7 protein-coding genes and 1 rRNA gene are annotated in these 12,739 nt (G+C 38.5%); 4 read left to right on the forward strand and 4 right to left on the reverse strand.

The genetic code is table 11. The features are described from left to right. Window positions 1-99: 99 nt before the first annotated feature. From G611_RS14600 to G611_RS0109975, 4 genes are all read right to left on the reverse strand, one after another. Window positions 100-1,518: an IS1182 family transposase gene (locus G611_RS14600; RefSeq protein WP_155942219.1), complete on the reverse strand. Its 1,419-nt coding sequence runs from the start codon at window positions 1,516-1,518 to the stop codon at window positions 100-102. Window positions 1,519-1,752: 234 nt separating this feature from the next. After that, window positions 1,753-2,313 (reverse strand): hypothetical protein, encoded by a 561-nt coding sequence (locus G611_RS0109965; protein ID WP_028243488.1) that lies wholly within the window; start codon window positions 2,311-2,313, stop codon window positions 1,753-1,755. Between the two features lie 103 nt (window positions 2,314-2,416). After that, window positions 2,417-4,480, reverse strand: coding sequence for an FAD-dependent oxidoreductase (locus G611_RS0109970; RefSeq protein WP_028243489.1), 2,064 nt, complete (start codon window positions 4,478-4,480; stop codon window positions 2,417-2,419). Between the two features lie 19 nt (window positions 4,481-4,499). Next, window positions 4,500-6,122, reverse strand: a complete 1,623-nt coding sequence (locus G611_RS0109975; protein ID WP_028243490.1) for a CoA transferase — start codon at window positions 6,120-6,122, stop codon at window positions 4,500-4,502. 156 nt (window positions 6,123-6,278) lie between these two features. On the opposite strand from G611_RS0109975, the gene G611_RS14605 reads away from it, so the two are divergent. From G611_RS14605 to G611_RS0109995, 4 genes are all read left to right on the forward strand, one after another. Continuing rightward, window positions 6,279-8,390 (forward strand): glycosyl hydrolase family 95 catalytic domain-containing protein, encoded by a 2,112-nt coding sequence (locus tag G611_RS14605; RefSeq protein ID WP_051195202.1) that lies wholly within the window; start codon window positions 6,279-6,281, stop codon window positions 8,388-8,390. Between the two features lie 128 nt (window positions 8,391-8,518). Further along, window positions 8,519-11,431, forward strand: coding sequence for a response regulator (locus tag G611_RS15435; RefSeq protein ID WP_051195203.1), 2,913 nt, complete (start codon window positions 8,519-8,521; stop codon window positions 11,429-11,431). Between the two features lie 31 nt (window positions 11,432-11,462). Next, window positions 11,463-12,227, forward strand: a complete 765-nt coding sequence (locus G611_RS0109990) for a response regulator (RefSeq protein ID WP_028243491.1) — start codon at window positions 11,463-11,465, stop codon at window positions 12,225-12,227. A gap of 323 nt (window positions 12,228-12,550) precedes the next feature. Beyond that, a 16S ribosomal RNA gene (locus tag G611_RS0109995) occupies window positions 12,551-12,739 on the forward strand; the annotation flags it as partial.

Below are 12,739 nucleotides of genomic sequence, written 5' to 3' on the forward strand. Positions count from 1 at the left end.
CAGACTGTAGACAAAGAGGATGCTGCAAAACTCGGTTTTGCAGCATCCTTTCCTTTTTCCAAGATTCTTTTTTGGATTTTTGTTAAAAATGGCCTTTCTTTAGGCCATTTTCAATTCCCATTCTTGTTGCATTTTTGCTAGTTTCTTTAAATTCATACACGCAAAGGTAAGCGCGACTTTCATTGTCATGCGCGCTTTACCATACATCTGTGTATACCTAAAACCATGATTCTCTTTAGCTGTTCCAAAGATTCTTTCTATGGTTTCTTTTCTGTGAGAGTATAACTCTTTCATACCTAAGGTCTGTCTTATATCTTCACATGCTTCCATGTATTCTTCCCAGACATGACGGTTTACAACTTTTACGTGATTCTTACTTGCTGTACATTGTCCTAAGAACTCACATTTCTCACATATGTGACTGCAACTTTTGTATTCCTTGTAACCATCTCTGTTTGTAGTACTGTATTTTAATATTTGGTTATTAGGGCAAATATAACAGTCGTTGTATTCATCATAGACATACTCATATTTCTTGAAGAAACCATCTTTTGTCATTGGTGCTTTGTATGGAAAAACAGGTTTTACACCATCATCGAGTAATAACTTCGCAATGGCTGGAGTTTTATATCCTGCATCAACAACACATTTTTCCATTCCAATATTTTGAAGCTTATCATACAGACCTTTGAAAGTTCTGCTGTCATGCTCATTGCCAGGATTAACATCAAAACCTAAAATCCACCCATTTTTATCACAGGCAGTTTCTATTCCATAAGCAAAGACATGTTTGTGCTCACCCTTTCTAAACCAACCACTTTCAGGATCAGTAGTGCTACATTTGATTGTTTTACCATCCAATGGAACATCATCAGTGTATTCTTCAAACTTATCATTACCTCCTGACGAACCAGATGAGTGGTTATCATCATCTTTATCTTTCAATGGCTTTTTACCATGAGCAGCTCTATCTGATGATATTTCTTTTCTTAGCATCTCTTCATAAAACAATGCTTCCTGCTGAGCGATTCTTCGTTGCATCTTTTTATTATTAGCTCTTGCTTTTACATGAGTTGCATCAACAAAAATTTCTGTTGGGTCAACAAGTTTGAAGCGATAGCATTCTTCCAAGATGTGCTGAAAGATTTGCTCAAATAAATCAGTACCTTCGAATCTTCTTGAATAGTTCTTACCGAAGGTTGAAAAATGAGGAACCTTATCATAAAGTTCAAGCCCAAGAAACCATCTAAAAGCAACATTCACCTCAATCTCTTTTATAGTCTGGCGCATGCTTTTAATTCCGTATAAATATTGAAGCAATGGGATTTTGATTAGAGTGACAGGATCAATACTTGGACGCCCCTGATCAGGAGAATATTTATCTCTGACTAAATCATAAATAAAAGACCAATCAATTGCTTTATCTATGATTCTTAGAAGATGATCTTGAGGAACTAAATCATCAGTACATACAAATTCAATCTGCTTTCTAGCCTTCTCATTTTGTTCTGTAATCATTATTCTAACCCCTTGTTTTGATAGTTTTATTATATCAAAAAAGTGGCTATAAAGCTTGTAAAATCAAGGCTTTCTAAGGTATAAGTTGGTTTAAAAATGAAAGAACTGGGGTCCTCTGACTCCAGTTCCTCCTTATAAAAAAAGAAAAGGTCGCGGCGGAAGCCGCGACACTTTGTCTACACTCTGAAAACGAGGGCAGCTATGCCCTCGTTTTGTAATCTTTTGACCTATGTGCTAGGCACGAATCTTAGCCATAGTAACTTTTGCTCCAGTAATCTGTAAATCCAAAAGTAAGCCTGAATCAGCGCAAGACTCAAGATAACCTGCAAATTCATCCTTTGTTACTGTTTCAGGGCCGTCTTCACCGCCACACATCTGGAATACAGTCTCATCTGTAATTATGAACTCAGCAGAATCACCAGGGCCCATTTCTACAGCCTCGTCGCTTTCTTTTTGTCTCATATTAGTAGCGCCTTCGACAATAAAGCTATCGCCGTCAATCTTAGCTACATAGATGATTGCCTGAGGATTACCATTTTCATCTGGCTCGCCAGATTTGTCTTTTTCAGAAGACAATAGATAACCACTTAACCAGTAAGAACCATCATCCTCTTCAGCTTCCTCTGTTACAGTAGAATCAGAAGCTTCTGTTGAATCTTCAGTGTTAAGTGTTTCAGTAGACTCCGTGGTTTCAACTGTCTGGTCGGCTTCTGAAGAGGCTGGTGCCTCTGTCTGTCCACAGCCTACCAGCGAAAGACTGAGTGCTAAAGCTAATACTAATGTCATCTTTTTCATAATGAATTCCTCCGTTAAATAGATTATAGTACTATGAAAATACACAATACTATTAAATTATACATACGTGAATATATCAAATATGAAAGAATAAACCAATAGTTTATATTTTCATTGCCACTTCATAAGCACGCCAAATTACAGTTCTAAGATTTCCAATACCGTTGCAGTCTCCTACAAGTTCAACGTTTCCAGGCTTGTTATCTTTAGAAACAAGTGGTGTAGGAATGTAGCCAGCAGAACTAATAACTGAATCGCATGCTAGCTGAAATTCCTTTCCATCCTTAGTGACACAGATAATGCCATTATCATTAACTTCTTTAAGGCTTGTTTCAAGATATACTGGGATATTTTTCCAAGCAAACCATTCTCTTAAATAAGAGCTATTAGCAAGGCACACACCCTTTTGTGAAACCAGATCATCCTTCATTTCTACGATAATAGGTTTCTTACCCTTGAGAGCAAGCTCGTAAGCGATTTCACTACCTGTGAGGCCACCGCCGATAACAGCAACAGTTTCGCCTACATCTGTACCTGTAAGGAACTGGCATGCTTCAATCATTTTTTCATGTCCAGGAACGCTACGAAGAACTCTTGCTGTTGATCCTGTTGCAACGATAATAGGATTTGAACCAAATTCCTTGATATCAGTGATTTCAGTGTTAAGATGAATTTCGATTTTCATCTCATCCATTTTTCTAATGTACCATGCTAACAAATCTCGTAGCTTTCCTTTATAGCTTTCGGCACTGGCAGCAATGAATGTTCCACCTAAGCGGTCAGATTTTTCGTAGATGACAGGCTCATGTCCGCGAAGCTTTAATACGCGAGCAGCTTCCATACCACCGATTCCGCCACCAATGATGATAACCTTCTTTGGCGATGTAGTTGGTTTAATGAAATGCTTATCCTTCTGCATAGTTTCTGCATTAACTGCACATCTTGCAAGATGAAGACTGTCGGATAGATCCTGGTCGTTAGGAACGCCCTTGTAGTGGCACATATTGAAGCATCCACTGTGGCAAAGGATACATGGACGGATATCGTCTTCCTTATCATTCATAAGCTTAGTAACCCATTCAGTATCAGCAAGGAATTGTCTTGCGAACCCTGCACCATCGATATCACCGTTTTCAATAGCATTTGCAGCTACTTCTGGGTTCATGCGGCCTGCACACACAACAGGGATATCTACGTATTTACGAATATTTTTTACATCTTCCAGGTTACAGTTTTCTGGCATGTAGATTGGAGGATGAGCCCAATACCATGCATCGTAAGTTCCGTTATCGCAGTTAAGCATATCGTAACCTGCATCCTGTAAATATTTTGCAGCCTTTTTTGATTCTTCAAAATCACGACCAGCTTCTTTGTATTCTTCACCAGGAAGAGCACCTTCTCTGAATCCCTTTGTTTTAGAAACAACACTGTATCTTAATGATACCGGAAAATCCTGGCCACATTGTTTTTTGATTTCTTGAACGATTTCAACGGCAAAACGATATTTATTTTCGAAAGATCCACCGTATTCATCAGTTCTTTTATTAACATAATCCAGAGTGAACTGGTCTAACAAATATCCTTCATGAACTGCGTGGATTTCCACACCATCAACACCTGCTTCTTTAAGCAGTTTTGCAGTCTTTCCAAATGCTGTAACAAATTCGTGTATCTCTTCAACAGTTAAAGCTCTAGATGGAAGCTTGTCCGACCATCTGTTAGGAGAAGGGCTGGCACTGGCTGTAATCTTATCTAAATCCATAACAGGCTTAGAAAGAACTCTAAGGACAGGATTGTTATAAAGAGTTTCCATCATGGTGCTTACAGTGAAGGAACGACCGAAGCCTGCTGTAAGCTGTACGAAAAGCTTAGCTCCAGTTTTGTGGAATTCTGGCATCCAAGCAGCCAGGTCTTTATACATTTTTTTGTTTTTATAGAGCCACTGCCCAAACATTGGATTGTAAACAGGCTGGCATCCAGGTAAAACAAGACCGGCATTGTTCTTTGCAACGCTGAGAATGAAATCGGCGCCAGCCTTGTCAAAGTGATTTTTCTCCATCCATCCAAAAAGGTCGGTACCACCCATTGATGTTAAAACAATTCTATTTTTAATTTCACAGTTTCCTATTTTCCAAGGTGTGAAAAGTGCATCGTATTTCTTATTCATTATTTATACTCCTATTATCTTATTTTGCAGATTTGAAAGTTGAGTTTCCATCTGTAAAATGCATATTGGATATGCGATAACTATTTTCATCCAAACCGATATTTGTCGCAGGTGCAGGGAAGAAAACGTCACCTACCGCTGTATTGGTTACATGTGCAAATGCAGTGTTAAAGCAATCGATATTTTGGTTGTAAACGATATTATCAACCGCTTTGGAAGTTTTTGACTCCCACATATCTGTGCATTCGTGAAGCCAATAGCCACCACGAGTTAGGGAACCTGTAACAGTGTAGCATCCACCGACAGTCATTTGCTTTTTCAATGCATCTAAAACACCAGCGCAAAGAATCATTCCAGGTATGTAATCAAGTGGTACACCGTTAAGATTAATAGGTTTTTCCAAAGATCCATTTCTAACGCTAAGTCCAGTGATATCTTCTGCACATGGAGCCCAGCCAGGACGGTTAGCCCAAACTGTATCTGAAAAACACATTAAAGATGCATAGATTATATTAGGGTTGAGGGCGTGGATGTCAGCTTCTGAAAGTCCAAATTTATCCAGCGCCCCATGCTGATAAGAGCATACAACTATATCTGCTTCCTTAACTAATGCTTTAGCTTTATCAAGCTGCTCCTTGATATTAAAATCTAACTGAATACTGTTTTTGCCAGCCCAACCATCAAGCTCAAGCATAGCTTGTTCCTGATGAATGAAATCACCTCTTCTGATCATAAGTACATCGGCACCAGCCTCAGCAAGAAGACGTGTGCAAGCAGGGCCTGCTATGATGTGTGTTAAGTCCAAAACCTTGATACCAGACAATGGTCCCTTAGAAATATCTTTTGAATCAAATGTTTTTACAGGTGCATCGTTTACCTTTGTAGATCTGAAAAGAGGCATATTGCAAACAGCTTTACCAACTTCAGTAGCTTCCCATTCATCACGGGTTCTAAGCATACATCCGCATGCGCCATTTTCAAAAGTCTTTTCCTCTAGATCTAAAGCTTTCCATTTTTTTATAGCCTTTTTAGTTGCGATCTTATCAAAAGGCATTGAACCAAAAGTAAACTTATCTGGATTTTTGGTAATTCCAAGAGTTTTTAACATAATACGTTTTTGCGATTCATAATAAACGTGAGCAGAAAAGCTTCGGCCATCAGCAGTTTTGTATTTGTAGAATGAACCATTAAGTGCGTTATCTACTCTGATTGCGGAATTGTAACGAGATTTGATAAAATCAGCATTTCCTTCATAGGCGCTCATGTAAAGGCGAATAACCTGAAGGCCGGCCAAATCAATATCGCAGTAAATATTCTGAGTATCTTTATTGCCTGTACGAAGACTTCCGATTTCTTGAGTAAGCGCAGTATCTAAAGCAAGAATAGCAGCCGCTGGTCCGGTCTGAAGAATTTTTTCTTCTTCATAAAGCTTCTTTACAGCTTTCTTTCTAAGAGATAAAAGCACGGGCTTTAAAACACCAGGAAATGGATTATGTGTGTAGCATGATTTTTCTATCATATCTTGTCTGTCATCAGACAAATTAAAAAAGACCTTAGCACTAGGATGAATATCTAACCTATCTGTAAGATCTTTATAGCACAAAGATGCCTGAACGGCCTTTGTTTCCATTATTTTGTTCATATAAATCCTCCCATTAATTATCTACACTCTAGGTATAATTTTATAGGATTTTGGGCAAGAATCAAGTGAAACATGGGACAAACGCATTGCTTACCATTTTGTTTTATGCTAATGTGATTTCTAGAATAAATATAGGAAATGATTGGGGTTAGAATAATGAATTGGCTTTGGTATAAAAAAGCGGCAGAAGATTGGAACAGTGCGCTTCCTCTTGGAAATGGATTTATGGGGGCCATGTGTTTTGGCGGGACGGTTATTGATCGTTTCCAGCTTAATAATGATAGCGTTTGGTGGGGCGGATATAGGAACCGTATCAATCCAGATGCCAGGGAAAACATTCCTGAAATAAGAAGGCTTATTAGAGAAGGAAGAATCGCCGATGCTGAGGAACTTGCCCATGAAGCCATGGCAGGTATTCCAGATTATCAAAGCCACTACGAACCTCTTGCGGATTTGTTTATCATCCCAGAGGGACAGGAACGTATCCAGATTTTGGGGATACGTGAAGGCTGGAGTGGACAGCTTAAACGCATTGAAGACATCCCAGATTATAAGCGCCAGCTTGATATCGATACAGGAATACATACAGTTAGTTACACTAAGGATGGCGTAGCATTTAAGAGGGAAAGCTTTATATCTTATGTGGACAAGGTGATGGTCATAAAGGGCCAGGGTGCAAAACTACGCATTTTTGCAGAACGTAGCAATCAATGTGAGAAGGTATATAAGTTTTCTGATGATACCATCTGCATGGAAGGCTGTACTGGAGCAGATGGAGTCAGATTCTGCATGGCCTTTCGCGCGATCAAAGGCAGTGCATTTATTAGAGGAAGAATGCTTCATACTGATGCAGATACAGAAATAATCGTTGCTTCTCAGACAGATTTTTACTGTAATAATCCTGTCGAAGATGTAGTTAAGACATTGGATGAAGCTGAACGTTTAGGCTACGAACAGCTTAAAGCAAGACATGTAGCTGATATAGAAAATCTTATGAATCGCTGCAAGCTTGAAATCACATGCGAGAACAGGGATCACATTCCTACAGATGAAAGATTGCAGGCGGTTATAGATGGTGGTACAGATAATGGACTTATAAATCTTTTGTTTGCTTACGGAAGATATCTATTGATTTCTTCTAGCAGGCCAGGAAGTTTGCCTGCTAATTTGCAGGGAATTTGGAACGATAGTTTTTCGCCTGCATGGGATAGCAAATACACCATCAACATAAATACAGAAATGAATTACTGGCCAGCGGAAGTCACCGGATTATCGGAGCTTCATGAGCCTTTGTTTAATCTGATGAAACGCATGGTAGAAAATGGAAGAAAGTCCGCCTCTGAAATGTTTAACGCAAGAGGCTGGATGGCATTTCATAACACAGATATGTGGGGAGATTGTGCTCCACAGGATAGTTGGCAGGCAGCCAGCTATTGGCAGATGGGTGCAGCATGGCTGTGTCTTCATTTGTTGGAGCACTATCGCTATACAAAAGATAAACAATTTATGGAAGAATATCTTCCTATAATAAAGGAGGCTGCACTTTTCTTTGAGGATACCCTTATTGAAAATGAAGCAGGTCAGCTTGTGGTATCGCCTACAGTTTCACCTGAGAACACATATAAGCTTTCAGGTGGTGAAAAGGGAATGATGTGCGAAGGTGCATCAATGGATGCACAGATTCTGTATGAGCTTTTTAGCGGATTGATAGAAACAGGCCTGATTAGTGCGGATGAGAAAGAGCGCTATAGTCATATTTTACAAAAGCTTCCTAAGCCTCAAATATCAAAGAAAGGAACCATACAGGAGTGGGCAAAGGATTATGAAGAGGTAGAGCTTGGCCACAGACATATATCCCATCTTTTTGCTTTATATCCTGGAAAGCAGTTTTTCGATAGCCCGAATAAAGCTGAGCTTTTGAAGGCAGCACGCGCAACAATCGAAAGAAGACTTTCACATGGCGGAGGACATACAGGATGGTCCAGAGCCTGGATTATAAATATGTGGGCCAGACTTGGTGATGGGCAGCAGTGCTATGAAAACATCATGGCTTTTATGAGACAGTCACTTCTTCCAAACTTATTTGATAATCATCCACCTTTCCAGATCGATGGAAACTTTGGTTTGGTAGCGGGAATTGCGGAGATGTTACTTCAAAGTCATGAAGGGGAAGATTTATTTCTTCCAGCACTTCCAAAGGAGTGGAAATCAGGCAAGATAACTGGTTTACGTTCGCGCTCAGGCAAAATTGTTGATATAGAATGGTAGAAAATCCAGATGTTGGATACTTAAATCACAAAGAAATAACAGATAGTTCATAAATATTAGGAGAATGGCATCTCTACTTATGCTAGCATAAGTAGAGATGCTTTTTTATTATTCATGGAGTGAAGCCTATGAAAAAATTTATTTCCTGGTTTATACTCATAATTTTTTCGCTAGCTTTCTTTTATATAGTTTCTCATCACAGTGGCGATTATTTTGCCACTAATGGTGATGTGGTAACGGGATTTTACCTAATCCCAGCAATTCTTATTGCCGGGTTATATGGATATTATGTTTCAGCCATCGTATTTATGCTGGCCTTTGTTGTTTCGCTTTATTTTAAAATGGACGATGCATATGCCATGATAATCCATATGTCTGTCATGGTGTGCTTCTCATTATGCGGACAGTACTATTGGTTTAAAACAAAGCTGCGTACTTTTTTTACATGTACATTATCTGTGCTTGTAATTACATTTAATGAGTTTTTGTGCTTCACGGTTTTAGATGAATTAAGCTATGGAAGTTTAAGTCTGTCCGATGTAAATCTCTATACTTATAAGGAACTTTTAGCTGTATATGGCACAGGTTTATTCTTATATATATACTGCAATTATTTCCCTGACAAATTTAAATATATCTTTCCTATAACATATGCATATACTGAGACTTACAAAAACAATCATGAGCTTCAAAAGAAACATAAGAAAACTAAAATTAGTGTAAAAATAACAACGGTTATTATCTTAATCGAAATCTTAATGGGCCTTAGTGTAGGAATGTTTATGATGGTTCTATTCCCAGATATTAAACATTTTTTTATTCAACGCCACGAAATATCTTCAGATAACACAACCACTGAAAGGCTAGTTGATCAGGATTTTGAAAAACAGTTAGAAAAAATAGATTTCATAATTGATGGTCCAATGATTGCATTTGACCTGAAAATGGTATTGTTACTTTTGTGCATGGGTGTGCCAATAGCCGCTATCAGTAATTACTTTACAAAGATGTATATTTGTACGCCGATTGGCGAGATGTCTTCTTTCATGGAAAAATATGCCACGGCATCAGATGATGACAAGATTCTATATGGACATAAGGTTGATGACATTCAGGTCAACACCAAGGATGAAATCCAGGTCATGTATAACGCTTTGAATGAAATGGTATATGAAATGGAGGCGTTTATACAACGAAAAGAGGAGAAGGCGCAGATAGAGGCAGATTTGGAAATCGCCAAAAAATCCAATGAGGCAAAATCAAATTTCCTATCGAACATGTCGCATGAAATTAGAACACCAATTAATGCCATCCTTGGAATGAATGAAATGATTATTCGTGAATCGGATGATTCGCAAGTTATCGAGTATGCATCAAATGTTAAATCGGCCGGCAATTCGTTGCTCAGCTTGGTGAATGATATACTAGACTTTTCAAAGATTGAAGCTGGTAAGATGGAGATTTTGCCGGTTCAATATAACTTAGGATCACTTCTAAACGATTTGGTAAATATGGTTTCAACAAAAGCTCATGAGAAAAATCTGGAGCTTGAAATTGATGTAGATAAAAACATGCCGGCAAATCTTATTGGAGATGAAATAAGACTCAAGCAGGTGGTAACTAATATTCTTACTAACTCCGTTAAGTATACGGAAAAGGGTAGGGTTCTTTTATCTGTTTTTTATGAAGAATATAACGATAAAAATATTATTCTTCATTTTGAAGTTTCAGATACGGGAATCGGTATTAAGGAAGAGGATTTGCAGCGCCTGTATTCGCCATTTGAACGAATCGATGAGATTAGAAACAGGACAATCGAAGGAACAGGCCTTGGTATGAGCATTGTTAAGAAACTATTAGCAATGATGGATACAAAGCTTGAAGTTGAAAGCAAATACGGCCTTGGTTCTATTTTCTCATTTGGCGTAAAACAACAGGTAGTTTCTCGCGAGCCTATTGGTGATTTTAAGGAAAAATACAGGGAGTATCTTGATAGCGTTGAGAAGTATCATGAATCCTTCCAGGCGCCTCAGGCACAAATCCTAGTCGTTGATGATACCAAGATGAATCTTACTGTGATAAAGAGTCTTTTAAAGCAGACAAAGATTCAAATAATCACAGCGGAGAGCGGAAAGGAAACTTTGGATTTAGTTACCAAACAACATTTTGATGTCATCTTCCTTGATCATAGAATGCCAGAAATGGATGGTATAGAGACCTTCGAGGCAATGAAGGTATTGCCAGACAATCTTAACAAAGATGTTCCAGTCATTGCTCTTACCGCAAATGCGATATCTGGTGCAAGGGAAGAATACATGGAGCATGGCTTCACCGACTATATTTCAAAGCCGGTAAATGGTATTCAGCTGGAGAAGATGCTATTACATTATCTTCCTGTCGAAAAGATTCTTTCTGTTTCTATTAACAACGGCGAAGATAACTATAAACCCGAGTTTGCCAAGGTTGTCCCTAGCGACAGTTCGCTCCACAAACTCAAAGGAGTGGATTTAGAGGTGGGAATTAACAATTGCGGCGATGTAGAAACCTACGAAAACGTCGTTACAGATTTCTATAATTCAATAGATAGAAACGCAGATGCCATAGAGGGTTACTTAAGGGAAAATGATATCAGAAATTTCACGGTTTTAGTGCACGCTCTTAAGAGCTCTGCCAGACTGATTGGCGCCTTAGAACTATCAGAAATGGCATTGAACCTGGAAGATTTAGGTAATAATGAAAAATGCGAGGAAATAAATAAACTGACCCCGAAGCTCTTAGAATATTATCGTAGTTATAAGGACAATCTATCTGCCATTGCTGAAGAGGAGGATGCAAATCTTCCAGAGATACCTGCAAAGCAGTTAGAGGGAGCCTTCAAAGATATGAAAGAACTGATAGAGGCTTACGATTTTGATACAGCGGATTCTATAATGCTTATGCTAAAGGAATATACTATTCCTTCAAGTTTTAAAAACAAATATAATAAAGTTAAAGAATTAATGTCTGCTGTGGACAGAGATGGTTTACTTGAGATTTTATAAGTACTTACTAATTTAAACAAAGGGGTAGCCTATGGATAAAAGAATTGTACTTGTAGGGGATAATAAGAGCTTTATGGTGAACTCAATCATAAAGGAGCTTTCTGAACGCGGTTTTGATATCATTCAAACTGAAGCTAGCGTGGATGCTTTAAAAAAGATAGAAGAGAAAACAACTGTCTTTCTTCTATATATAGATGACATGGAGGATATGCGTGATGTCCTTGTCTATCTTAATGATAAAACCGTTGAAGGAGAGATATCGCTTTCTGTAATCGGTTCAAAGGATGATATGGACACTCTTGAGGAATTTATTCCAGGCAGACGATATGCGGCATCTTTTGTGCGCCCTATCAATGTAAAGGAGCTTGCCACTAAAATGGAGCAGGTTCTTAAGGATGAGGATATCAGAAAGCAGAAGAAAAGGATTCTTATTGTTGATGACGATGGCACTATGCTTAGAACCATAAAAAGTTGGTTGGATGAAGATTATTATGTTTTTATGGTTAATTCCGGTGTGGCTGCGATAACCTTCCTTGCTACCAATGAAGTGGACCTGATTTTGTTGGACTATGAAATGCCAATCACAACAGGCCCACAGGTTCTTGAAATGCTTCGCTCGGAAGAAAAGACTTCTAAAATACCTGTAATCTTTTTGACTAACAAGCGCGATAAGGAATCTGTTATGAATGTCTTGGATCTTAAGCCTGAAGGATATCTTCTTAAGACAAGAGGTAAGTTTGCACTACTGACACAGCTAAGCGAGTTTTTCGAAAAAGAGAAGGCAAAGGCCTATTAAAAGGCCTAAAATATTATTGCGTAAATAATTGACACAATTCACACAATAACCTCGTTTTCACGCTATTGATTTACTTTGAAAAAATCATCAAAAAAGGCTTTACAACAGTGATTCTAGGTGATATTATAATCGAGCACTGAGGGACAGCAAGTCACACAGAGCAAAACAAATAAGCGAAGATTGATAACTGAACAGTGAAACAAACCTTGAATTAATACAAGTTTTTAAAACATGTATCCTTGAAATTCATTTAAGTTTCTTAATGAAACGAAACCTTTATTAGTAAACAAGTCAGTTTTATACTGATTCGGAATTAAACTTTTTAACATGAGAGTTTGATCCTGGCTCAGGATGAACGCTGGCGGCGTGCTTAACACATGCAAGTCGAACGAAGCAACTTATCACGATCCCTTCGGGGTGACGATTTGTTGACTGAGTGGCGGACGGGTGAGTAACGCGTGGGTAACCTGCCTTGTACAGGGGGACAACAGTTGGAAACGACTGCTAATACC

Origin of the sequence: Pseudobutyrivibrio ruminis AD2017 (genome assembly GCF_000424305.1) — a bacterium.
Classification (GTDB): Bacteria; Bacillota; Clostridia; order Lachnospirales; family Lachnospiraceae; genus Pseudobutyrivibrio; species Pseudobutyrivibrio ruminis_B.